Annotated in this window: 25 protein-coding genes and 1 pseudogene; 12 read left to right on the forward strand and 14 right to left on the reverse strand. The window is 62.1% G+C overall.

The window, feature by feature from the left end; translation table 11 throughout:
• Nucleotides 1-98 precede the first annotated feature (98 nt).
• Nucleotides 99-347, forward strand: coding sequence for a ParB N-terminal domain-containing protein (locus tag FJV83_RS06655; RefSeq protein WP_095770329.1), 249 nt, complete (start codon nucleotides 99-101; stop codon nucleotides 345-347).
• A 119-nt stretch (nucleotides 348-466) separates the two neighbouring features.
• Nucleotides 467-952 carry an SRPBCC family protein gene (locus FJV83_RS06660; protein WP_095770328.1) on the forward strand — a complete coding sequence of 162 codons (486 nt, stop codon included), beginning with the start codon at nucleotides 467-469 and terminating at the stop codon, nucleotides 950-952.
• A 34-nt stretch (nucleotides 953-986) separates the two neighbouring features.
• Here FJV83_RS06660 and FJV83_RS06665 read toward each other — a convergent pair whose 3' ends face one another.
• Nucleotides 987-2015, reverse strand: a complete 1029-nt coding sequence (locus tag FJV83_RS06665; RefSeq protein ID WP_095788132.1) for a 2OG-Fe(II) oxygenase family protein — start codon at nucleotides 2013-2015, stop codon at nucleotides 987-989.
• Between the two features lie 108 nt (nucleotides 2016-2123).
• Here FJV83_RS06665 and FJV83_RS06670 point away from each other — a divergent pair, with 108 nt between their 5' ends.
• Both FJV83_RS06670 and FJV83_RS06675 read left to right on the forward strand, forming a co-directional pair.
• Nucleotides 2124-2522: a GFA family protein gene (locus FJV83_RS06670; RefSeq protein ID WP_142884696.1), complete on the forward strand. Its 399-nt coding sequence runs from the start codon at nucleotides 2124-2126 to the stop codon at nucleotides 2520-2522.
• Between the two features lie 151 nt (nucleotides 2523-2673).
• A complete protein-coding gene (locus FJV83_RS06675) occupies nucleotides 2674-2886 on the forward strand; it encodes a hypothetical protein (protein ID WP_095770326.1) in 213 nt (70 codons plus the stop codon).
• A 6-nt stretch (nucleotides 2887-2892) separates the two neighbouring features.
• Here FJV83_RS06675 and FJV83_RS06680 read toward each other — a convergent pair whose 3' ends face one another.
• Nucleotides 2893-3798 carry a hypothetical protein gene (locus tag FJV83_RS06680; protein ID WP_142884695.1) on the reverse strand — a complete coding sequence of 302 codons (906 nt, stop codon included), beginning with the start codon at nucleotides 3796-3798 and terminating at the stop codon, nucleotides 2893-2895.
• A gap of 170 nt (nucleotides 3799-3968) precedes the next feature.
• Here FJV83_RS06680 and FJV83_RS06685 point away from each other — a divergent pair, with 170 nt between their 5' ends.
• The 3 genes from FJV83_RS06685 to FJV83_RS06695 all read left to right on the forward strand — a co-directional run bounded on the left by FJV83_RS06685 (nucleotide 3969) and on the right by FJV83_RS06695 (nucleotide 6513).
• Entirely contained in the window at nucleotides 3969-4841 is an 873-nt protein-coding gene (locus FJV83_RS06685; RefSeq protein ID WP_142884694.1) for an undecaprenyl-diphosphate phosphatase, read from the forward strand.
• Nucleotides 4842-4975: 134 nt separating this feature from the next.
• The gene (locus tag FJV83_RS06690) at nucleotides 4976-5596 is read left to right on the forward strand and encodes a transglutaminase-like cysteine peptidase (protein WP_142884693.1); all 621 of its coding nucleotides are present in this window, start codon (nucleotides 4976-4978) and stop codon (nucleotides 5594-5596) included.
• Between the two features lie 125 nt (nucleotides 5597-5721).
• Nucleotides 5722-6513: a phosphodiester glycosidase family protein gene (locus tag FJV83_RS06695; RefSeq protein ID WP_142884692.1), complete on the forward strand. Its 792-nt coding sequence runs from the start codon at nucleotides 5722-5724 to the stop codon at nucleotides 6511-6513.
• On the opposite strand, the gene FJV83_RS06700 is transcribed toward FJV83_RS06695, so the two are convergent.
• Both FJV83_RS06700 and FJV83_RS06705 read right to left on the reverse strand, forming a co-directional pair.
• Nucleotides 6510-7139 carry a DedA family protein gene (locus FJV83_RS06700; RefSeq protein WP_142884691.1) on the reverse strand — a complete coding sequence of 210 codons (630 nt, stop codon included), beginning with the start codon at nucleotides 7137-7139 and terminating at the stop codon, nucleotides 6510-6512. The genes FJV83_RS06695 and FJV83_RS06700 overlap by 4 nt on opposite strands.
• 25 nt (nucleotides 7140-7164) lie before the next feature.
• Nucleotides 7165-7260, reverse strand: a pseudogene (locus FJV83_RS06705) (DUF1402 family protein); the annotation flags it as partial.
• 240 nt (nucleotides 7261-7500) lie between these two features.
• Here FJV83_RS06705 and FJV83_RS06710 point away from each other — a divergent pair.
• Entirely contained in the window at nucleotides 7501-8574 is a 1074-nt protein-coding gene (locus tag FJV83_RS06710; RefSeq protein WP_095770321.1) for a GH25 family lysozyme, read from the forward strand.
• Nucleotides 8575-8607: 33 nt separating this feature from the next.
• On the opposite strand, the gene FJV83_RS06715 is transcribed toward FJV83_RS06710, so the two are convergent.
• The 3 genes from FJV83_RS06715 to FJV83_RS06725 all read right to left on the reverse strand — a co-directional run bounded on the left by FJV83_RS06715 (nucleotide 8608) and on the right by FJV83_RS06725 (nucleotide 10527).
• Complete coding sequence (locus FJV83_RS06715) at nucleotides 8608-8796, reverse strand: hypothetical protein (protein ID WP_095770320.1); 189 nt, start codon at nucleotides 8794-8796, stop codon at nucleotides 8608-8610.
• 379 nt (nucleotides 8797-9175) lie between these two features.
• Nucleotides 9176-9583 (reverse strand): VOC family protein, encoded by a 408-nt coding sequence (locus FJV83_RS06720; RefSeq protein WP_142884690.1) that lies wholly within the window; start codon nucleotides 9581-9583, stop codon nucleotides 9176-9178.
• Between the two features lie 32 nt (nucleotides 9584-9615).
• On the reverse strand, nucleotides 9616-10527 hold the full coding sequence (locus FJV83_RS06725) for a LysR substrate-binding domain-containing protein (protein WP_095788139.1): 912 nt from the start codon (nucleotides 10525-10527) through the stop codon (nucleotides 9616-9618).
• Between the two features lie 104 nt (nucleotides 10528-10631).
• On the opposite strand from FJV83_RS06725, the gene FJV83_RS36355 reads away from it, so the two are divergent.
• The 4 genes from FJV83_RS36355 (at nucleotide 10632) to FJV83_RS06740 (ending at nucleotide 13128) form a co-directional block, all read left to right on the forward strand.
• The gene (locus FJV83_RS36355; protein ID WP_185973283.1) at nucleotides 10632-10799 is read left to right on the forward strand and encodes a hypothetical protein; all 168 of its coding nucleotides are present in this window, start codon (nucleotides 10632-10634) and stop codon (nucleotides 10797-10799) included.
• A gap of 40 nt (nucleotides 10800-10839) precedes the next feature.
• Nucleotides 10840-11448: a class I SAM-dependent methyltransferase gene (locus FJV83_RS06730; RefSeq protein ID WP_142884689.1), complete on the forward strand. Its 609-nt coding sequence runs from the start codon at nucleotides 10840-10842 to the stop codon at nucleotides 11446-11448.
• Nucleotides 11449-11592: 144 nt separating this feature from the next.
• A complete protein-coding gene (locus FJV83_RS06735; RefSeq protein ID WP_185973282.1) occupies nucleotides 11593-12564 on the forward strand; it encodes a DUF3592 domain-containing protein in 972 nt (323 codons plus the stop codon).
• A gap of 42 nt (nucleotides 12565-12606) precedes the next feature.
• Nucleotides 12607-13128 carry a hypothetical protein gene (locus tag FJV83_RS06740; RefSeq protein WP_142876073.1) on the forward strand — a complete coding sequence of 174 codons (522 nt, stop codon included), beginning with the start codon at nucleotides 12607-12609 and terminating at the stop codon, nucleotides 13126-13128.
• 96 nt (nucleotides 13129-13224) lie between these two features.
• On the opposite strand, the gene FJV83_RS06745 is transcribed toward FJV83_RS06740, so the two are convergent.
• The 7 genes from FJV83_RS06745 to FJV83_RS06775 all read right to left on the reverse strand — a co-directional run bounded on the left by FJV83_RS06745 (nucleotide 13225) and on the right by FJV83_RS06775 (nucleotide 22821).
• Nucleotides 13225-14337, reverse strand: a complete 1113-nt coding sequence (locus FJV83_RS06745; RefSeq protein WP_095788141.1) for an acyltransferase — start codon at nucleotides 14335-14337, stop codon at nucleotides 13225-13227.
• A 633-nt stretch (nucleotides 14338-14970) separates the two neighbouring features.
• Entirely contained in the window at nucleotides 14971-18759 is a 3789-nt protein-coding gene (locus FJV83_RS06750; protein ID WP_095770314.1) for a vitamin B12-dependent ribonucleotide reductase, read from the reverse strand.
• Nucleotides 18760-19431: 672 nt separating this feature from the next.
• Complete coding sequence (locus FJV83_RS06755; RefSeq protein ID WP_095770313.1) at nucleotides 19432-19743, reverse strand: PilZ domain-containing protein; 312 nt, start codon at nucleotides 19741-19743, stop codon at nucleotides 19432-19434.
• Nucleotides 19744-19845: 102 nt separating this feature from the next.
• Entirely contained in the window at nucleotides 19846-20334 is a 489-nt protein-coding gene (locus tag FJV83_RS06760) for an NUDIX hydrolase (RefSeq protein WP_142884688.1), read from the reverse strand.
• 210 nt (nucleotides 20335-20544) lie between these two features.
• Nucleotides 20545-21045 carry a xanthine phosphoribosyltransferase gene (gene gpt / locus FJV83_RS06765; protein ID WP_095770312.1) on the reverse strand — a complete coding sequence of 167 codons (501 nt, stop codon included), beginning with the start codon at nucleotides 21043-21045 and terminating at the stop codon, nucleotides 20545-20547.
• A 116-nt stretch (nucleotides 21046-21161) separates the two neighbouring features.
• Nucleotides 21162-21995, reverse strand: a complete 834-nt coding sequence (locus tag FJV83_RS06770; RefSeq protein WP_095770311.1) for a universal stress protein — start codon at nucleotides 21993-21995, stop codon at nucleotides 21162-21164.
• Nucleotides 21996-22077: 82 nt separating this feature from the next.
• Nucleotides 22078-22821 (reverse strand): competence/damage-inducible protein A, encoded by a 744-nt coding sequence (locus FJV83_RS06775; protein WP_095788145.1) that lies wholly within the window; start codon nucleotides 22819-22821, stop codon nucleotides 22078-22080.
• Between the last annotated feature and the right edge of the window lie 82 nt (nucleotides 22822-22903).

Below are 22903 nucleotides of genomic sequence, written 5' to 3' on the forward strand. Positions count from 1 at the left end.
TGGAAACGATCGGGCCAGCAATTGCTTAGCCGCCCTTGGCCGCACCCGGCAAAGCGACTATTTCAGGCGAGGCGGTATGTTCCGCCTGGGGAGCCAGTATGCTGAGAGTGCAAAAGGTCAAGGTCGACGAGATTTACGTGCCGACGGCGCGCAAGAAGACGTTGCACCCTGAGACCGTCCGCCATCTGGCCGAGGACATATTGGAGAACGGCATGAAGATGCCGATCCAGGTCCGCCACGACGGCAAGCGCCATATCCTTGTCGAAGGCCTGCACCGGCTGGAAGCGGCCAAGTGGCTCGGCGAGACCGAGATCGACGCCTATCTGGTGCAAGCCAAGCGTCACTGACACCTCCTTCGTCCTCGCGTTATTGAAAGCCTGCCGGTATTTTTTTCACTGGTCTTGTCGAGTTGCGTTCTGTCGGCTCGTCCTTGGGACGGAAGCCAGATCAAACCGAGGAGACCACCTTGACCACCAAGCTCGACATCGCCCCCGCCAATGACCGCGAACTGGTTCTCGCCCGCATCATCGATGCGCCGCGCGAGAACGTCTATCGCTGCTGGACCGACACCAGGCTTTTGACCCAATGGTTCTCTCCGAAACCTTGGACGACGCCGCGTGCCGAAATGGATGCGCGCACGGGCGGGTCGAGCCTTGTGATCATGGCCGACCCCGACGGCAATGAATTCCCCAACCCGGGCGTCTTCCTGGAAGTCATTCCCGGCAAGAAGATCGTCTTCACCGATGCCTACACGCAGGCGTGGGAGCCATCCGAAAAGCCGTTCATGACCGTCGTGCTGACCTTTGAGGACGAAGGCGAGGGCCGGACCCGCTACATCGCGCGCGTCCGCCACTGGAGTGTCGCCGGCCGCGAACAGCATGAACAGATGGGTTTTGATGCGGGCTGGGGCCAGTGCACCGACCAGCTCGAAGAGATTGCCAGGACGCTTTGATACAGGACAGCTCCGCCGACGGTCGCGTCCAGGCTCAGGAAGCGTTGGCGCGGCGCGGCTGCCTGAGATGCTTGATGCCGCTCATCTCGACGAAATTCGTCGCCGCCTCCCAGAGATAGTCGCCATAGAAAAACGGCTCGAAAGGCTCGGCGCCGCTTAGGGACAGCGGCGCGATCTCGGCGTCGACACGCGGTTCATAGAAAAAAGGGATCGAGAACCGCGCCGTCTTCGGTGCGATCACCCGATGCCGCGTCGCCCGCACACGCCCGCCGGTCCAGCGCTCCAGCAACTGGCCGAAATTGACCGCCAGCGTGCCGTCGGCGGGCGGCACGTCGATCCATTCGCCGGCGAGGTTCTTGGCCTGCAAGCCCTCGACGCCGTCCTGCGCCAGCAAGGTGACGAAACCGGAATCGGCATGCTCGCGGCCTATGATGGTGCGCGTCTCCCCCTTGTGGAGAACCGAGAAGTCAGGCCCGCTGATATCGATGCCGGCATTGGCGTCGCGCAGGGGATAGCGGATCAGGCGCAGCGTCGAGATGCCATGCTCGAAATACGGATCGAAGATCGTTTCCGGCAGGCCAAGCCCGCGCGCGATCGACCGCATCAGCGCGTTGCCGATCGTCTCCATCGCGCGGTAGTAGTTCGCCGCTGCCGCGCGCCAGCCGGGCAGGGCGCCTTCGGTCGGCAAAGGCGTCGGCTCACACAGCGGATCGTCTGATGGCAAAGCACGCGCCGCCGCGGCGATATCCGGCCCCATGTCGATGCCTTCCTTATAGGAAACGGCCGTCGGCTGCAGCGGAAACCAGCCGCGATAGACATTCTTCCTGGTCCGGTCGAAATTCCAGCGCAGCAATTTCTGCTTCTCGGTGTCGGGAAGGGCGAAGATGCGCAGCAATTGCGCCCGGCTTTCCGGCGTCAGCCAAGCGTCTCCGGGAAAATCCCGAACCGCCATCAAGCCTATTCCCGACGCGGCGGCCATGATGCGGGCGTCGGCGCGGTCGCGGCCGGGCGAGGGCGGCCCGAACAGGTCCGCGATGCCGATGGTTTCGATGTCTTGCGTCACGGCTCCCCCATCACGGTAATCGATGAAACAGTATCAAAGCTTTTCAATTGACCCAATCAGTCCTGCCATTTACCTCGGCCGCACACTCTCATCATGGATCACGGTGATATGGCTAAACATCAGGGCGGGTGCCTGTGCGGGGCGGTGCGCTACAGCGCCGACGCGGCGCCCATCAACGAACGCATCTGCCACTGCCGGCTTTGCCAGAAGACGATCGGCGCCGCCTTCAACGCGCGCATGCTGTTTCGCATCGATGATGTGACCATCGAGGGGCCACTGGCGGCCGTGAACACGTCGCCCGATCTCAAGCGCGGCTTTTGCCCGAGCTGTGGCACGACGATGTTTTCGCGCCGCGACTCCGCCGGCATCATCGGCATCACCACCGGCTCGCTTGACGATCCCACGGTCTTCAGGCCGCAGATGCATATCTTCACCGCCTCGAAACAGCCTTGGGTGGTGCTCGATGACGGTCTGCCGCAACATGAGGGCGCTCCGCCGCCGGGCTAGGTCTTCCTTCTCCCACAAGGGAGAAGGGAAGCGCGCGACCATGACCGAAAATTAATCCAAATCATCACGCGATAGCCGGCAAAACGTCATTGGCGGGCCATCATTGTCCTCCTATCTATGCTGCGCGGGCCGGCATTCGAGGAGACGACGGATGAACGACAGCATCAGCACCCTGGACGAGCTTTTGAGCGATCCGATGGTCCTGCTTGTCATGGAGCGCGACCGTGTGCGCCCGGAACAGGTGCGCATGCTGCTCGAACGGGTTCGCAGCCGCGCGCCCGATGACGCACGCGCCGATCAGCCGGTCGTTCCGCCGGCCCATATAGTGGCCAGAAGTTGTTTCCAGCAATGGCTGCGCAGTTAGGCGCGGTCAGTTGGAACTGGCCGGCAGATAGCTGTAGTGGCTGCGGAAATAGGCAATCCTGAAGCCGAGACGCGCATAGTTGCGATAGGCCGGGCCGTCGCGCTGCTCGTGCGGCGCCTCGATGTCGGCGACAAACAGTTTGGCGCCGGCCGCAATCCCGTCGCGCACCAACGCTTCGCCAAGCACCGCGTCGAGATCGAAGCTCGGCGCCATGATGCCCGGCACCGGTGCTTCGATGCCGCTCCAGGCCGCGCCGTCGGCACCGATGAACAACGAGCGCACCGCCGCCACGGCGCCGTCCCGCTTGGCCATATAGTGATGCCAGCCCTGTCGGCCGACCAGAGCCAGCAGCCAGGGTGAGGTGGGCAGCCGGTAGCTTTTGTCGATGAAGCCGGCCCATTCGCTTGCCGATGCCTTCGTCACGCGTTCGACCGAAACCCCATCAATCGTGAAAAGCAGCTCCGACGACAGCGGGTTGGCCTCGCGATAAATCCGCTCCCAGCCGCCCTGGCGCTGCAGGCCGCGCGCCTCGAGCCAGCATCTGAGGCGAGATGGTTCGGTGTGTGGATTGACATAGAACCATGGCCGCGAAATGCCGGCGGCGCGGTAGTGCGCCAGCAGTGCGTCGAGCTGGCTTTCCGAGGCCGGGCTGTCGACGCCGAAATTCTTCACGCAATTGAAATGGACGAACGGGATCGTCGTGCAGGTGGTCCATGCGAGGTCGCCTTCTCCCGCTATTGAAAGGCCTTGCCTTGCGGCGAAATCGGCGGGTGCTGCGGCATAGAGGTCGAGCCAGGCGTTCACCTCGGCGCGCTCGATGATACGGCTGAGGTCGCGCGAGACATTCTCGATCGCGATGGCTGGCGGGCGGGGTTCGGCTGGCGCTTGCAATTCTGACAGGGCGGTCTGCATGGCGCTCCTCCATCACCAAACTTACAATGTAAGGTTAGCAGATAATAATGTTGATGCGCGACTTGTCAACCGGGGAGACGCCTTACAAATCGGTAAATTGGATTCCGCGCATCGCGCGTCTATTGCTCGCGCGGATCGCTCTTCAAGATTCTCCGACGGAAAGGCTCGACATGGCTGACATCTGCACCCAGGGCGTGGATACGGGCTTTGTCGGCCTGGGACATGCCAAGGTCGCCTTTCTCGGCTTGGTGCAAGGCATCACCGAGTTGCTGCCGATTTCCTCGACCGCCCATATGCGCATCGTGCCGGCGGTACTCGGCTGGCAAGACCCGGGCTCCGCCTTCTCCGCCGCCATGCAGCTTGCCGCCCTTGCCGCCGTGATCAGCTATTTCTGGGGCGATGTCAGGGATCTCCTGTTCGGCTCGCTCGAGGCGCTCACGCGCCGCGATTTTTCCGACCGGCATTTCCGGCTGGCGTCCTGGATCGTGCTGGCGACGATCCCGATCGTCATTGCAGGCGTCGCGCTATCGGGGGTTCTCAATGCCTGCAATTCGCCGCTGCGCAGCCTGAGCGTGATCGGCTGGTCGTGCATCGCCATGGCGATCCTGCTGGCTCTGGCCGAGATTTTCGCCCGCCACAAGCGCACCATCGCAGAAGCGTCGCTCGCCGATGCGCTGCTTGTCGGCGTCGCCCAGATCGGCGCTTTGATCCCCGGCGTCTCGCGCTCGGGCTCGACCCTGACGGCGGCGCTGGGGCTCGGCTTCAAGCGGGCAGAGGCGGCGCGCTTCTCGTTCCTGCTCGGGCTGCCGGCGATCGCGCTTGCCGGCCTCAAGGAACTGTGGGAACTACACAAGGTTCATCTTGACGCCCATGGCTGGTCGGTTCTTGCCACCGGACTGGTCGTCGCCTCGATCTCCGCCTTTTTTGCCATTTGGGGCCTGATGCGGGTGCTGGAACGCTTCTCCGCCTGGCCTTTCGTCATCTATCGCGGCCTGCTCGGCGTCGTCCTGTTGCTCGGCCTTGCGATGGGATGGCTGGCTTAGCGGGCCCAGTGTTGCCTGTCGGCACCAGTTGGGCGCATGAGTCGCTCCCTAGGAGATGTGATCGCTAGGGTTGATTGACTTCGGAATGTAACCGCCCTTAACATTCTGTTAACAAAACAGGTGGGTGGGGCCGGATGGCATCCTCGATGGGTTGGCGCCGCAAGGCGAAGGGGCTGGCGGTTGCCGTGACCGTCTTCGGTTCGGTGGTGGGGTCGGCCTATGCCGCGCCTGCGTCCATGGTTGTCGGCGGCACGACCTCCCAGCCGATCGGCCACTATGATTTTTGCAAGATCCATGTCGCCGAATGTTCGATCCGCTCGCCCGACAACCTGCCGGAACGCCTGACCAGCAAGCTGCTGCACGATATCTCGGCTGTGAATCTCTCCGTCAACACGCGCGTCAAGCCGATGAGCGACATGGATAATTACGGCAAGGACGAGTGGTGGGCCTATCCGGAAAACGGTCTTGGCGACTGCGAGGATTACGCGCTGGAAAAGCGGCGTGAGCTCAACAGCCTGGGCATTGCCATAGCCAATCTTTTGATGACGGTGGTTCGCAAGCCTGATGGCGAGGGTCACGCCGTGCTGACGGTGCGCACCGACAAGGGCGACTTCATCCTCGACAATCTGACCGACAAGGTCCGCCTCTGGAACCAGACGAGCTATCGCTACCTGAAGCGGCAGGCGAGCGACAACACCGGTCACTGGGTCTCGATTCTGGGTGGCGACGAACAGCTGGTCAGCGCCGTCAAATAGTCGGGTCGGCTCCGCCGCGTCCGAGCATGAACCTCTTCGATCCGATCCTTTCGTGCCGGTCTTCCATGGTGCCGGCAAGTGGTGATAACCACCACAACTGATTGAAGCTGGCATCCGCAGGGCACATGGACTTTCTGACACTTCTGAACTCGGCGCCCCTGCTGCTGGGCCTGGTCAAAGCCGCGGTGCCGCAGGCCGTCGCCGGCACGATGGCATTCAGCCAATGGTTCGGTTCGCTGCCGCCATGCCGCGACTTTGCTTTCGAGGCGACCAGCTATCTCGTCTGCGAGGTCGATCCGAAACTGTATTCGATCGAACTGTTCTGGAAGGATCCGGCCGGCAAGCCATTTCAGTCGCTGCACAATCTCGATGCTGCCCAGCGCGCGGCCGGCCGCATCATGCTGTTCGCCGTCAACGCCGGGATGTATCATCCGGACCTCAGGCCGGTCGGCCTCTATGTCGAGCGTGGCCAGGAAATGGCCGGCGTGAAGACGGGATCGGGAAGCGGCAATTTTTCGCTGCAGCCGAATGGCATCTTCTACATCAGCGGCGGCATGGCAGCGGTCCGCGCGACCAGGGACTTCGTCAGGAAGCGGCCGTCCACCGACTATGCCACGCAATCGGGACCGATGCTGGTGGTCGACGGCCAGCTTCATCCGAAATTTCAGTCCGATGGCACCTCACGCAAGACCCGCGATGGCGTCGGGGTGCGCAAGGACGGCGTCGCGGTCTTTGCCATTTCGAACGGCACGGTGAATTTCCATGCATTTGCCCGGCTGTTCCGCGATGCGCTCGGCTGCGACAATGCGCTGTTTCTCGACGGCACGATATCGAGCCTGTTCGCGCCTGCCATCGGCCGCAACGAAGATTACTGGAATCTGGGGCCGATGATCGGCGTGTTCAGGAAGCGCGGCTAGACGCGGGCGGCTCGCCTGCTCCGGAGCTTGAGCGCGATCACTGTTACGATGATCAGGGCTGCCACACCGATCGCCGCCAGCCCGAACAGGCTGGTCACGTCGAGCTCGGGGATGCTGCTGGCGCCCTTGGCCACCAGCCAACCCGGCGACAGCACGACCGGCGCCCAGATGATCGCTGACAGGATGTTGGCGACCTGGAAGCGGCGCCGGTGCATGCCCATCATGCCGGCGACCAGCGGCACGGTGGCGCGGACGGGGCCGAAGAAACGGCCGACGAAAACCGCTGCGAAGCCATAACGATGGAAGAACAGCCGCGCCCTGGCGACCTCGCGGCCGTAACGGTTCAGCGGCCATTTATGGACGACGCCGCGCCCCAGCCATCTGCCGAGAAAGTAGGAGATGGTATCGCCGAGCGCCGCCCCGATCATCGCGGCCAGAAGGACGGGCAAAGGCTGTACGATGCCGGCCCCGACCAGGCCGCCGACGATTATGAGCACCGTGGTGCCGGGCAAGAGGATGCCGACCAGCACGAGCGACTCGCCGAAGGCCAGCAGCCCGACCACGATCCCGGCCCACGCCTGATGGTTCTCGATGAAACAAACGCTCTGGTCGATGAACGCCTGCACGCAAGCTCCTGTTTAAAAGCGTTTCTCAGCTGCCGCTGTCGAGCAGGCTTCTGAGTTCGTCGAGCTTGTCGTCGACGAGCCAGCCGTAATAATTCTCGACCGGCAACTTGCGGCCCTTGCCATCGGACGCCTTTGAAGAAATCGTGGGAAATGCCTGCGGCAAACGCAGCCTCCCGTCTCAACAGCCACATCATGGCACTGTCAAGGCTGGCCCGGCCGCGTCGCCGGGGAATGTCTGAAACGGGTCATAGTCATGGTAAAAAACTTGATTCAAACTTTATTGGTAATTTCTCGTTCATAACTGGCGCTGTTGTCCGTCGGTCGTTGCCTTCGGTCTGTTGTGTTTTGAGTACAGGTCCAGATGCGGTTACCAGGCGCCATCAGTTTCGTGATCGCATCGCTGTGCCTCGCCGGCTGCTCTTCGACATCGGGCATGGACGCGCTCGACATGCAGAAGCCGTCGAATGAAACCACCAGTTCGGTGGTGCGGCCAAGCGCACCGATCACATCCGTTCCAGTGAGCAAGGCCAGCAATGCTCGCAAGCTGGCCGAGGCCGCGCCCGAGGACGCTCCTGATCGGCCCTTTGGGCTGGCGGAGGAAGAAACCGTGGCGCTTTCGGCGCCCGAATTGCCGGACAATGTCGATCCGCCCGTCGAGCCCGCGGCCCTGGTCTCGCCACCGAAACTTTTGTCGCGTGCTGCACCGGCGATGCTTGCCGGCCCCGTCACGCGCTACGGTTTTCGCGATGCCAAGCCCATCAATTTCGGCCGGGCCTCGCCCCGGCACCTTGCCGTGCACGGGGTTGACGTGTCGCGCTGGCAAGGCGACGTGAACTGGGAAAAGCTGCGCGCCCAGGGCGCCAACTTCGCCTACATCAAGGCAACCGACGGCGGCGACCATCTCGATCCGATGTTCATGAGGAACTGGCGCAATGCCGATGCCGCCGGGCTGAAGCGCGGCGCCTATCATTTCTTCTACTGGTGCCGCACCGCCGGCGAGCAGGCCGACTGGTTCATCCGCAACGTGCCGAAGGTCGATGGCGCCCTGCCGCCGGTGATCGACGTCGAATGGAACGGCGACTCCAGCTGCAAGCGGCGCCCGTCACGTGAAAAGGTGCTGGAGAAGATGCAGGTGTTCATGGACAAGCTTGAACGTCACTACGGTCAGCGCCCGATCATATACACCGCCCCCGATTTCTATCGCGACAACCTCCAGGGCGCTTTCCTCGACTACCCGTTCTGGCTGCGCGCGGTGGCGCGGCACCCGTCAAAGGTCTATCCCGGCCGCAAATGGCTGTTCTGGCAGTATTCCGGATCCGGCCTGTCGCACGGCGTGACCGGCCGCGTCGACCTCAACGTCTTCCATGGTGACGAGCGGCAATGGCGCGCCTGGGCCGGCGGCGGCGGCCGTCAGATGATGGCCGACGCGGATTAGGGTTCGCGTCGCCATTCGTTCAGGTCCTGCCGTCTATTGGAGCTGGTTGCTCCCGCCATTCCTGTCCTCGCTCAGCCGCAGCTTTCTCCGCAACGCCATGATCTCGGCAATCGCGGCATCGATCATGGTGAGAAGCGTAATCGTATCGTGCTGGGTGGGATCGGCTCTGACATAGGCGAGCTGGTTGACGATGTCGGTGTCGTCCTCGTTTTCGTCGCTCATGTCCGTTTTCCGGTTGTTATCTTCCAAACGTTCTCATTCGATCCGATCCGTCGTCAAATTGCACCTATATCACTTCGTCGTGTGAATGGTCGCCCATCCAACCGGTCCGACCGCCTTATTTTGGACGACGGCGACGCGATTCGTCGAAGGTGGCAAAAGCCAGAACCGCGGAAAATGATGCGAAGCTGAACAGGACTGCGGCGATAACCATGAGGTCGTAAGTCGACACGTTCGTTCTCCCTGGGATGATGGCCAAGGAGCAAGGAGACCGCACGGGCGATGCATCCGCGTTGATCTGGATCAACCGATCGGCAGATGCCGTGCACAGCAGGGGGTGACCGTGGCCGAGGGCGCAGAGAGGCGAGATTCATTATGCCCGTCATCCTCGACTCGTATTGGCGCCCTTGGATGAAGCCGCGGTCTCGTTGATCGTTGCCTCGATGTTGTAGCCATCGGGGTCGAGTACGAAGCAGGCATAGTAATTCTCCGCATAATCGGGACGCGGGCCGGGCGCGCCATTGTCTTGGGCGCCGGCTGCCAGCGCCGACTGGTGGAACGCATCGACCTCTGCCTTGCTGCGGACGCGGAAGGCAACATGCAGATGGGTGAGCGGCGGCGCCTCGCCTGTTCGCTGGATCTCGAACAGGCAGCCACTGCCGACGTCGAAAGCCCAGAACACGCCCTCCTTGCCGAAGGACAGGCAATAGCCCAGGGGCGCGAAAGCGCGTTCGTAGAAGAGCTTGCTCTTCTCCAGGTCGGACACTTCGATGGTTATGTGATCGATCATCTGGTCCTCTGTTGCGCGTGAACCTTGTAAGCCTAAGTCTGGCGCTCTTCCTGCGCCCGAATCTCGGCGGTCTGGGCCAGCACCCAATCCCGGAACACCTTGATCTTCGGCACGTTGCGTCGGCTTTCCAGGTGCGCCAGCCAATAACCGTCGCCGTCGGATCCGAGGACTTCGAAGGGCTGTATCAACTGGCCCTTCGCCAGCAGGGCGCTGTAGATATTGCGGGTGAGGATGGCCGCGCCCCGATCGGTCAAAGCCGCCATTGCGTCGTAGGCCTGCGACCCCAGCATCGGACCTGCGATGACGCGATCGGGCTCGAAGGGTAGGCCGGCGGCTTCGAACCAGATCTTCCACCAAGGATCGTCGGCGCAGCACAGCGGCACCTTGTAGAGATCCTCGGGCTGGCGGATGCCGCCCACGCTTTCGGCCAGTCTTGGGCTGAGCATGGGCGTGTAGTCGGCCTTGAACAGATAGTGCGCGGTCAGACCGGGCCAATTTCCGGCGCCTGTCCGGATCCCGATGTCCATGTCCTCGCGTGTGAAATCGACCAGCCGGGGCGATGTATTGACCTTCACGGCAAGGTCTGGATGCATCAGCTGGAATGTTCCAAGCCACACGGCCAGCCAGTTCGTCGCGAAGGTTTCCATGGTCGTCACCGATAGCACTCCGGTCGCTCCGCCCTTTGTGGCGACCCACGCATCGGCCAGGGCCGAGAACGCGCCGGATGCATGCGGCGCCAGCTGTTGTCCGGCCACGGTCAAGGCAATCTGCCTTGTTTTTCTTATGAAAAGTGGCGTTCCGGCGCGCTCCTCCAGAACCTTGATCTGATAGCTGGCCGCCGATTGGGTCATGCCGAGTTCTTCGGCCGCCTTGGTGAAACTGCCCAGCCGCGCGGCGGCTTCAAACACCCTGATAGCCCCCAATGGTGGTAGTTCCCAACTCATGACGCATCAGTCCTCCTGATGCATGGTACGCGACGTTCGATTGGAAGCCAAGGCCGCGAACAGGCATGCTCTGGTCATCAACTCCAACACGAAAGGACAGGGCAATGACCACCACCCTCTACGACACGCTTCGTCGCCCGATGCTCGATCTCTTCACCGCTCCGTTCAGGCCCCGCAGGCGCGGCCTGCTTGACCAGCGTTCGCTGTCGGATCATTTCCGGCGCGACATCGGCGTCCTCGACGGACACGTGCCTCCCGGCACCATTCGCTGAAGAAGCTTTTTTGGCGCACATGGATACAAGGGAGGGCAAGATGGATGTGTTGTCGCAGGCCCTGGCGAAGAGCCGTCAAACGATCAGTGCCTACGAGGATTATGCGGATCGCTACGATGCCATCGTGCGGCATGTTCCCAACGACAGAGAGCAGGCATCGCTGAAGCGCCTTGTGGCGATTGCCGGCACGTCAGGCCGGATTCTGGAAGTCGGGTCGGGAGCGGGCTACGATGCGGACTTTCTGGAGGGCCTGGGTGTCAAGGTTCGCCGCACCGACGCGACAAAACGGTTTCTCGAGCTGCAGGCCGCGCGCGGCAAGCATGGTGAGCTTCTCGATCTCCTCACCGACGATCTCGGCGGCCCCTATGACGCCGTCCTGGCGCTCGCCGTCCTGATCCATGTGCCGCGCGACCAGACCGACCAGGTGCTTGCCAGGATAGCTCGGTCGCTGCGGCCAGGCGGCGCCTTCCTCGTATCGATGCGCAACGGCGATGGCGAGACGGACAGCAGCTATCATACGGTCTTGTGGCGTTGGGACGACTTCGCGGCCCGTCTCGAAGCCGCCGGGCTGGTCCTTCTCAGGGACGATTTCAACGTGGGCCGCAACAGCGAGGAATGGAACACCTTCCTGGCTGTCAGGCCGTCGTGAAGGGATCTTCTTCCATCTCCTGCAAGGGGAGAAGGAGAGGGCGCGCGTTACGCCCGGCCGCTCATCTCTCGACTTTGCGAATAAGCGAGACATTGCCGCCGCAGTGCTGTCTAGTGCCTGTTCCTGCACTCCGGGGGGATCAGGGTGGAGCTGGAACTCAAATTTCTGCTTGTCGGCTTTGCCTGCGCGGTCTCCGGCATGCTGTCGCTCATCACTATCGTGAAATGGCGGGAGGTGCAGGCGCTGAGCCGCTGGTTGCCGACGCCGGGAAAGATCATCTCGTCGCGCGTCGAGGCGCGTGAGGTCAGAAGCTCGGGCGCTGGCTCGGACAGCACCGATACCACGGAGATGCGCAATTTCCCGGCCATCACCTTCGAATACAAGGTCGGCGGCAAGAAATTTCAAAGCTCGCGCTACAGCGTGAAGGAAAATTTGGGGAACTTTGAAGTCCGCGAAACCCTTGCGCAGTTTCCCCGCGGCGCGGAGGTGACCGTCTTTTACAATCCGGCCGATCCGAGCAAGGCCGTGATCGAGCGCACCATGCCGGACGGCGCCTTCAAGTTCATGTTCCAGCTCTCGGCCGGGTTGGTGATCGGCACGGCGGTTCTGGTGTTTTCCATCGGCGGCGTGCTTGAGGCGATCCGGCCGCATCTGCCCAAGCCGCAAAACCTCGGCGCCGCGGCATTGCTGCTGTTCATGGGCCTGTTCGCTCTGCGCATGGGCTTTGCCCAGAAGTCGCTTGCCGAGCAGGCGGCAAAATGGCCGGTCGCCGCCGGCCGCATCGATGCCTCAGGCCTGCAGGCGCTGCGGACCTATTCAGGCTATCAACGCTGGCGCACGGTTTTCAAATCTCGCATCGTCTACAGCTATGGCGTCGCCGGCCAGCGCTACAGCGCCGACCGCGTCACCTTCGGCGCCACGGTCACGGCTTCGCTGCCCGGCCTCGTCAGCGGCCAAGCGCGGCGCTATGCGGAGGGCAGCAAGGTCGACGTGCACTATGATCCCGCCAACCCTGGCTCGGCGGTGCTCGAATGCCGGGTGCGTGGGCTCTGGCTGCTGTGGGCCTGTTCGGCAGGATTTCTCGGCGGCGCTGCCTTTCTGGTCGGGCTGGTGTGAGGACGGGTTTTTGGCTTCCACGACGTTTCACGGAGACACCCAGTGATCGTTCGCAAACTGGCTTGCGTTTTCTTGGGCCTGCTCGGCCCGATCCAGGTGACGAATGCCAAGGAATGCCTGCTGAGCCACGCCACCTACCGCGAGCCGCGCTCAGGCGCGGTTCTGCAATTCCGGCCGCTGGACAGTGAGCCGGCGGCGCTGACGGCGCAGGTGTTCTCGCTGAGCGTGCCAAACACCGATAAAAACCTGCCGGCCGATATCACTTGGACCAACGGCAAGAATTCCTTTCCGCTCGGCACCATCCGCCACGCCTGCACCGACGATGATCGCGAAGCGGGCCTGCAGGATAGCAGCGGACTGTGCAGGATATGGGACGGTCAGGTCTATGCCTTGACCGGCGGCGGGGCCGAACAGTTGAATTCGCGCGAAGCGACGCCGGCGCCGAAAGGGCTGCTGTTGCCCGATTTCGGTGTGGCTTTCACCGAATGGGCCGATTTCGCCAACGCCAATCCGGACGGCTCGGCCTGGGATGCCTTCATTCTGACAGGGTGCAGCGATGACTAGCGTCGTGAGATCGATCAGGTTGCGTTGCGTGCAGGCGCCTAGACCAGTGCTCCTGCCGCTGCCGACCCACCTCCTGTCTCGCCTGCGAAGGTTACGCTAAGTCCGCGCCACTGGGCGGTTCCTTCTCGCGTGCGCGGATCCTGCTGATGCGATGTGATCGATGGCGGACGTCAAACCGCGGATAAGCGGCTTGCGTAGCGGCGTTTCGACAAAACGCCAGATCAAGAACGAGGCAAGGAGCACCGCGAGCACAACGACAAAGAACGCAGCGTTCTTGCCGATAAACGGGGCCAGTGCGTTGAGAGAGAGATAACCTATGTACTGGTGCAGAAGATAAAGTGGGTAAGTCAATCCGCCGAGCATCAGAACGGTCTTCGAAGGGGCCACGCGGGAGCGGATCAGGAGTGCACCTGCGAAAATCCCAAAGACAAATCCATTGGCGACCAGGAGAGCGGGATAGGGAATGGCCGTTCCGTAATGTTCCTGCATCCAGCCCTGATTGAATGTGATCGTCTGGCACGACAACAGGAATGCCGCGACAAGAAGGATGAGCGCCGCCGGCGAACGCCCTTTTGCGACAACCTGTTGGGCCAAAATACCGACGGCAAAAAAAGGCGCGTAGCTTGTGATAAGCAAAATTCGTATCGCCGTGTTCCCGAAGAAGAGCTCATTTCCTGCCGAAATCACGAGCCAGATGGCAACGATCGCCAACTTCCAACGCTGGAAGGCACCCGCAAAAATAAGCATCGCAACCCAGCCATAGAATACGATCTCGAGCATGATCGACCAGTAGACACCGTCCATGGACGGCCTGCCGAATGCCCGGGCGAACATGGAAAGATTGGCGACATAGGTCGAAAAATCTGTCGGAAATCTAGGGTTGTCGGCGATCGAGAGAACGACAAACGTCAAGGTCATGCAGAGCAGAAATCCAGGATAAAGCCGCACGAAGCGCGCGACGGCGAAATCCTGCCACTTTCGCCCCTCAGCCGACCACGTGATGACAAAACCGCTGATCAGGAAAAACAGATTGACACCGAGATAGCCATAGATGGCAAACGGGGCAGCCACAGGATATCCAGCGTCGACATCTCCGGCAATCGGTCCCCGATAAAGGTAGTGAAAGCACACAACCGCCAAGGCTGCGATCAATCGTAGAAGGTCGAGTGATGCCAGGCGCGATGAGTTGGTGTTGCCAACCATTTCCATTGCCCCTCCTCGTCATACAGGGCCCTTTGACCCTGACCAAAAGCCTGATCCCAAGGCTTCGGCGTCACAGAGAGGTCTATCGAGCGCCTATCGATAGTGCTTGTCGCTTCGGGCTAAATCATCGTGCGTTTGCATGAGTTCGGCCTCGCCAGAACGGGACCGAAGGTTCACAACGCTCTCACAGAATAAATGCGCGTGGCGATATCACCGTGGCCACGTGAAGCCCATCAGGGTTAGGGTAAGAACCATACCGTTGCTGGCTCCTGACCCGTGCGCATGTTCAACAATGTCAACAACGCATAGATCAGTCCATGCAGGATCTTCAGCCGCTTTCGGATGTAGACCGCGATTGCAACGTTCCATGCAACCAGAGCAATTTGAGCCCTATAGCGGCACCCAATGGGCCGCAGATCTGTATCCGATAACGCAGCTGATGACGCCAATAGCCGCGCCCACCATCATCGTCCTGGACTAGACGTGAATCAGGAGGCCCTGACATTGATCCAGGCCTCCTGCCGTTTCCGTTTGCTCACCTTTCAAAAAACGAGGGTGAGCAAACTTCGTGTGTCGAATGACCAGCTTACCTTGACGTCGAGCAACATACAGTGACACGCCAGTTGTCTAGTGAGTTTGTCAGCTGCAGCCACTTGTGGCGCCGCACGTGTCGCACTTCTCACAGGTCCCGTTCCGCACCATGGTGAAATTCTGGCATTCGGAGCAGGAATTGCCGGTGTAGCCTTGCAGCAGTGACTTGGCGCGGCGGTCGGCGGCGAGTTTCTTCGCTTCGGCGGCTTCGTTCGCGGCCGCATCGGTGAACAGCGCCGCCGTGGCGTCCGAGGCTACCGAAGCAGAGCCCGCCGCTTCCTCGAAGGCGATGTCCTCGGCCAGTTCCTTGGCCCGCTCCTCATAGTCGCGCTTGTAGGCGATCGCCTCGTCGCTGGCCGGCTTCAGGGCCAGCACGTTGGAGCCGGAGAAGGCGGTGGGCGCCGAGCGGGCAGGGGTGCCGGTCGAGCCGCCGGCAAAGCCCTTCGGCTCGTTGCCGATCGCCCTCGACACCAGCTTCACCGGCGAACCGCGGGTCAGGCCCTTGGAAACGGCGTCGGTCTTGCCTTCGCTGATGCCGCGGCCAAGTGCGGTGTTGGAGAAGTCCGACTGGTCGACATGGGCGAGGTCGTTGCGGCCGAGATAGGAGATGGCCAGTTCGCGGAACACGTAGTCGAGGATCGACGTCGCGCTCTTGATGGCATCGTTGCCGATGACCATGCCGGCCGGCTCGAACTTGGTGAAGGTGAAGGCGTGCACATATTCGTCGAGCGGCACGCCGTACTGCAGGCCGAGCGAAATGGCGATGGCGAAGTTGTTGAGAAGGCCACGCAGCGTGGCGCCTTCCTTGTTCATGTCGATGAAGATCTCGCCGAGGCGGCCATCATCATATTCGCCGGTGCGCAGGAAGATGGTGTTGCCACCGATCTTGGCCTTCTGGGTGTAACCCTTGCGGCGGCCGGGCAGCTTTTCCTGCTCACGCGACACGCGCTCGATGATGCGCTCGACAATCCGCTCGGTGATCTGCGCCGCGCGCGCCGCCTGCGGGGACGCGATCAGTTGCTCGACGGCTTCGTCCTCATCCTCCTCGCCATCGGCGAGCAGCGAGGCGTTGAGCGGCTGCGACAGCTTCGAGCCGTCGCGGTAGAGCGCGTTGGCCTTCAGCGCCAGCTTCCACGACAGCATGTAGGCGCCCTTGGCGTCCTCAACCGTCGCATCGTTGGGCATGTTGATGGTCTTGGAGATGGCGCCGGAGATGAAGGGCTGCGCGGCCGCCATCATCTGGATGTGGCTGTTGATCGACAGCGAGCGCTTGCCGATCTTGCCGCAGGGGCTGGCGCAGTCGAACACGGCGAGGTGTTCGGCCTTGAGGAAAGGCGCTCCTTCCAGCGTCATGGCACCGCAGACATGGATGTTGGCGGCCTCGATGTCCTTCCTGGAGAAGCCCATCGCCGGCAGCATCTCGAACGAGAAGTCGTTGAGCTGCTCGTCGGTGAACCCAAAAGTCTCCTTCACCCAGTCGGCACCGAGCGTCCACTGGTTGAAGACGAACTTGATGTCGAAGGCCGACTTCAGCGCCGCATTGAGCGCGGCGATCTTGTCGTCGCTGAAACCCTTGGCCTTGAGCGAGCCGGGGTTGATGCCGGGCGCCTGGTTGAGATTGCCGTGGCCGACCGCATAGGCCTCGATCTCGGCGATCTGGCTCTCGGAATAGCCGAGCGTGCGCAGCGCTTCCGGCACGGCGCGGTTGATGATCTTGAAATAGCCGCCGCCGGCGAGCTTCTTGAACTTCACCAGCGCGAAGTCGGGCTCGATGCCGGTGGTGTCGCAATCCATGACCAGGCCGATCGTGCCGGTCGGCGCGATCACGGTTGCCTGTGCATTGCGGTAGCCATGCTCCTCGCCGAGCTCGATGGCGCGGTCCCAGGCGGCTTTCGCATGTTCGGCAAGCGCCTGCTGCTTGAGGTCGGAGGCGACCAGCGGCACCGGATTGACGGCGAGCTTCTCATAGCCGTCCTTGTCGCCATAGGCAGCGCGGCGATGGTTGCGCATGACGCGCAGCATGTTCTGGGCGTTGCGGTCATAGTCGGGGAAGGCGCCGAGTTCGGAGGCCATTTCCGCCGATGTCGAATAAGCCACACCAGTCATGATCGCGGTGAGCGCGGCGCAGATGGCGCGGCCCTCGTCGGAATCATAGGGAATGCCCGAGGTCATCAGCAGGCCGCCAATATTGGCATAGCCGAGGCCGAGCGTGCGGTATTCGTAGGAAAGCTTGGCGATCTCCTTCGACGGGAACTGCGCCATCATCACCGAGATTTCCAGCACGATGGTCCACAGACGCACGGTATGCTCGTAGGCGGCGATGTCGATCGTGCCGTCGGCGTTGCGGTAGGGCAGCAGGTTGATCGATGCGAGGTTGCAGGCCGTGTCGTCGAGGAACATGTATTCCGAGCACGGGTTGGAGGCCCGGATCGCACCGGCCGAAGCGCAGGTGTGCCAGTCGTTCATCGTCGTGTTGAAATGCAGGCCCGGATCCGCCGACGCCCAGGCGGCATAGCCGATCTTTTCCCACAGGTCCCTGGCCTTCAGCGTCTTCAAGACCTTGCCGTCCTTGCGGGCGGTCAGGTGCCAGTCGGCATCGTCCTCGACGGCGCGCAGGAAATTGTCCTTCAGCGACACCGAATTGTTGGAGTTCTGGCCCGAAACGGTCAGGTAGGCATCCGAATCCCAGTCGGTGTCGTAGGTCTTGAACGACATCGACGTGTAGCCCTGCTTGGCGAACTGGATGACGCGGTAGATGTAATTCTCCGGCACCGCCGACTTCTTGGCTGCCTTGATCTCGCGCTTCAGGGCCGTGTTGATGGCAGGATCGAAGCAGTCCTCGCCATTGCCTTCGCAATTGACGCAGGCCTTCATGATGGCTTCGAGATGCTTCTTGACGATCTTGGAGCCGGTCACCAGCGAGGCGACCTTCTGCTCTTCATTGACCTTCCAGTCGATGAATTCCTCGATATCGGGGTGGTCGGCGTCGACGATGACCATTTTCGCCGCGCGGCGCGTTGTGCCGCCCGACTTGATGGCGCCCGCGGCGCGGTCGCCGATCTTGAGGAAGCTCATCAGGCCGGACGAGCGGCCGCCGCCCGACAGCTTTTCGCCTTCGCCGCGCAGCAGCGAGAAGTTCGAACCGGTGCCCGAGCCATATTTGAACAGGCGCGCCTCGCGCACCCACAAATCCATGATGCCGCCCTCGTTGACGAGGTCGTCCTGAACGCCCTGGATGAAGCAGGCATGCGGCTGCGGGTGCTCGTAGGAGGACTTCGACTTGGTCAGCTTGCCAGTGAAGGGGTCGACATAGAAGTGGCCCTGGCTCGGACCGTCAATGCCGTATGCCCAGTGCAACCCAGTGTTGAACCATTGCGGCGAATTCGGCGCGACGCGCTGGGTGGCCAGCATATAGGCGAGCTCGTCGCGGAAAGCGCGCGCGTCTTCCTCCGACTTGAAGTAGCCGCCCTTCCAGCCCCAGTAGGTCCAGGTGCCGGCCAGCCGGTCGAAGACCTGGCGGGCGTCGATCTCGGAACCGTAGCGCTCGGCTTCCGGCAGCTTGGCCAGTTCGGCTTCGTCGGCGACGGAGCGCCACAGGAAGGAAGGGACGTCGTTCTCCTCGACCTTCTTCAGCCGCGCGGGCACGCCGGCCTTGCGGAAATATTTCTGCGCCAGGATATCGGCGGCGACCTGGGAGAACTGCGCCGGCACATCGATGTTGTCGAGGCGGAACACCACCGAGCCATCCGGATTCTTGATCTCGGAAAGCGCCTTGCGGAATTCGATCTCCGCATAAGCCGATTGCCCTTGCTTGGTGAAGCGACGCTCGATGCGCATTGGTTCGGTCCTTTTGTCTATATATAGCGCTTTTCCCCAGGGATTTCTCCCCCTGATGCGAAACGCGCATGTCCGCCGTCTGCCGGCGTTCGAAAACGGCCGGCTCTCCATTCCGCGATCTCCCCCAGCACTTGCGGCCTGGGCTTCTCGTGAAGCCTCTGTCACAACGCGCCGGCGAACCCTGCGGGTCCCTCAAATCTGATTTTTTCGATTCCCTCACTCGAGGGAAATTCACACTATCTAGCGTCGAACCTACCTGCAAACACTAAATATAGTATTAACAGACAATTTATTCCAGTCCGACAATTCTCCCTTTCGTCGCCCCGCCACCCCACAATCCCAACGCTTCCGCCGGCCTCGTAAACGGGCGGAAATGCGGGCAAAAACGCACATAATCCGGGAAAAAGACCGGGCTCAGAACTTTCCGGTCGCGCTCTCAACAGGAGCACATGGCCTATAAAAGGCGACTCGTTTTGCGCCGTCAAGGATTCGTTTGCGTAGCTTTTGTGACCCCAACATCTTGTGTGTCACACATGTGGATAACGGGGATAGAAATGCGCCGCGGCGATTGCCGTTTCGAGCGGTGGATCTGTGCACTTTGACCGCCGGGAGGCGTCCGTCGTGAGCAATCTGGCCGGCCTCGAAAAACCTGTCGGGCCGATATGCCAGATATCAGCCGTAATGCAGCTTCGGCTTCGGCTCGGTGCCGGTGAACTGCACGCCGACCCGGTCGTTGCGGCGCCAGCGGACCTCGCAGCGATAGGCGACGCCGTCGAGCGGCACATAAAGCAGGAAATGATCGGGCACCCGCGCCTCGAGCGGTATTTTCAATTCGGCGCCGCCCGCATGCTGGTTGCGCAGCATCACGGCGATTTCCGAGTTTTGAATCCCGGTGATGACGGTTCCACCCTTGAGCACGCGCGGACGGTGCTCGCGCTCGGGCTCGCCGGTATGCTGCTGAAATGGGTCTACAGGATTCGCCATCGATCAAACGCCAGATTGGTCGATTCTTAGCGAAGAAGGATTAGCAAACCTTTCATGCCCGTCACATCACAGGGTTGTGAATATGGAGAAGGCGGAGGTCCGCTAGGAGAATCTGTGCGGGTCGGCGCAGAAATAGGCGATGATCTGGCAAAGGTCCGGCTCATTGATCATGCGTACGGCTTCGCTGGAATTGACCCATTTGCGGGTGCGGGAGTGCTTTTCCTTCCAGCGGTCGGCGATCTTGTCGACGTGCAGCGGAAACACCAGCACCTCGCAGGGCACTTCTTCACCCGAAGCCAGAACCTTGGCATAGAAGTAGCGGCCGGCTTCGAGATGGGAGACGGTTCCGCGCAATCCGGCTTCCTCGCTGGCCTCGCGCGCCGCCGCCTCGCAGAGCGGCTCCTTGGCTTCCGGCCAGCCCTTCGGCAACACCCAGCGGCCCGTGTCGCGGCTGGTGATCAGCATGATCTCGACGCCATTCCCGGTGTCGCGCCAGGGCAGCGCGGCAACCTGCAGACGGCACGGAGCGGTGCCGAAGAGTCGCCGGACCCTTTCGGCCAGATGGTTGTGCGTCGTTGGCCTTGTCAACATCGGAGAAGCTAGCCCCAGCCTCCAGAATCGTTTGCCGCCTTACGAATCTTACGGCTAATTCTGACCAATAAAAGTAAAAACTTTGATCAGGCTGGCCGATTCCCGCCAACAGAGGTCGATTTCACAGGATATCCTGCCCCGGGGAGCCATCCACGGAAGCAAATATTGTCGTCGGTGGCGGCTTAGTTGGAAAAAGCGGCGTGTCGCGAATCAGCCGGCGTGGTCGTCGGCGATCGGCTTCTGGTAGGTGAAGCCCATGTCCCAGGGGAAATAGATCCAGGTATCCTGGCTGACCTCGGTGACGAAAGTATCGACCAGCGGCCGGCCCTTCGGCTTGGCGTAGACGGTGGCGAAATGCGCCTTGGGCATCATCGCGCGCACGATGCCGGCGGTCTTGCCGGTGTCGGTCAGGTCGTCGATGATCAGCACGCCGGCGCCGTCGTCGGCCAGCAGGGCAGGGGTAATCTCCTTCAGCACCTGCAACTGCCCCTGGCTGGTGTAGTCGTGGTAGGAGGCGACGCAGACCGTCTCGATGATGCGGATGCCGAGTTCGCGCGCGATGATCGCCGCGGGAACCAGCCCACCGCGTGTGATGCAGACGATCGCCTTCCATTGCCCCTTGTTGGCGCCGGAAAGCCGCCAGGAAAGCGCGCGGGCGTCACGATGGAACTGGTCCCAGGAGACCGGGAAGGCTTTTTCGGGAAGGGACATTTTTCGCGCACTCCGCAGCACGCGAGGACCGCGTGCACAAAAACAGGGGAATGCGCGCGGAATTAACTGGAAAGCCTCGGCCTTGGCAAGGGCGGCTTACCGCGATGGCTGTGGACTTATCGCGACAGGAAGGCCGCCACCTGTGCCGTGCGCAGCACCGTGCGCGTCACGCCGCCGAACAGCAGCTGGCGCAGCCAGGAGTGGCTGTAGGCACCAAGCACCAGCAGATCGGCGCCGGTTTCGGCGACCCGGTTCTGGATCATGTCGTCGACCGAGGTGCCGCCCGATTTCTGCACCGAGACGCTGACATTGGCGCCGTGGCGTGACAGCGCCGACGCGATTTCGGCGCCGGCCGCCTCCGGGGTTTCGTCGAACGTATCGGGCGGATCGATGACCAATATGTCGGTCTTCTCGGCCTCGATGATGAAGGGCAGGGCGTCGAAGGCGGCGCGGGCGGCCTCCTTGCTGCCGTTCCAGGCGAGCAGCACGCGTTTGAACGTGGTGACCAGCGGACCCGCGCTCGGCACCACCAGCACCGGCCGGCCGGCGTCATAGACCAGCGTGTCGACATCGGCGCTCGGATCGCCGCCGGTTTCGCGCTGGGCGGCAATGATAAGATCGGCGGCGCGCACGCTTGAAATGCCGGTCAACGCGCTGTCGCCGGAGAAGCTCTCCAGGCTGCGCCACTCGAAGGAGAGGCCGGAATCCTCGATGCGCCTCAGGAAGACGGCCTGCAGCTTGTCGGCCCGCTCCCGGCTCATGTCGGCCGAGACCTGCAGGAACTCGGTATCGGGAAAGCCGGTCGCCGACGTGTAGGGCACCGGAAGCGCCTCGGCATGAATGCCGATCAGGTGGCTCTGGAAGCGGTTGGCGAGCGGAATGGCGCAGTCGAGCACGCGCTCGGCGTCCTGCTCGTTCTGCAGAATGGCAACGATGGTCCTGAAGCGCATGGTGATCCCTCAATCTGGCGAGTGTTCGAACTCGCGTGAAAGCAACGCCGGCGCGCCATGCTTTGTTCCGGCCACAACCGGTTCAACTCGCCTTGGCGACGAAACCCGCCACCATTGCCTCGACATCGGCGCGCGCGGCGTCGAGGGCCTCCTGGCTGCGGGCGCGAACGACCAGTTCGGTCCAGAACTTGCCGTCGCCATACTTTGGATAGGAGCCGATGATCGTATCCGGATGCGCTTTCTGGATCTCACCCAACGGCCCGCCGACAAGGCCTTCGCCGAACGGACAGTGCACCGTCGCCGACAGCATTTTCGTGCCGGTCTTCAGCGTCGGCACGACATTGTCGAGCATGGCCTGGAAGATCGAGGGCACGCCGGCCATGACGTGGACGTTGCCGATGCGAAAGCCGGGCGCTACCGACACCGGGTTATCGATATGGTCGGCACCGCGCGGCATCCGCGCCATGCGCTTGCGTGCCTCGGTGTATTCGATGCCGCGCGCCGCATAGCTTGCGTCCAGCAGCGCATAGGCCTTGGCATCGTATTCGCAGGGCACGCCGAACGCCTTGGCAATCGAATCGGCGGTGATGTCATCATGGGTCGGGCCGATGCCGCCCGTGGTGAACACATAGGTGTAGCGCGCACGTACGGCATTCACCGCCGCGACGATCTCCTCTTCCTCGTCGGGAACGATGCGCACCTCCTTCAGGTCGATGCCGACGGCCGTCATGATGTCGGCGAGGTGGCCGATGTTCTTGTCCTTGGTGCGGCCGGAGAGAATCTCATCGCCGATGACGAGCATGGCGGCGGTAACGATTTCGGTCATGGAGGGCTCCGGCAGGACGGGTCGCCTGAAATAGCGCGGCGCGTGGCTATCGGCAATGCCACCTCGGCGGTGAACATCCGTG

It is taken from the genome of Mesorhizobium sp. WSM4307 (genome assembly GCF_007003945.1).
Lineage (GTDB): Bacteria > Pseudomonadota > Alphaproteobacteria > Rhizobiales > Rhizobiaceae > Mesorhizobium.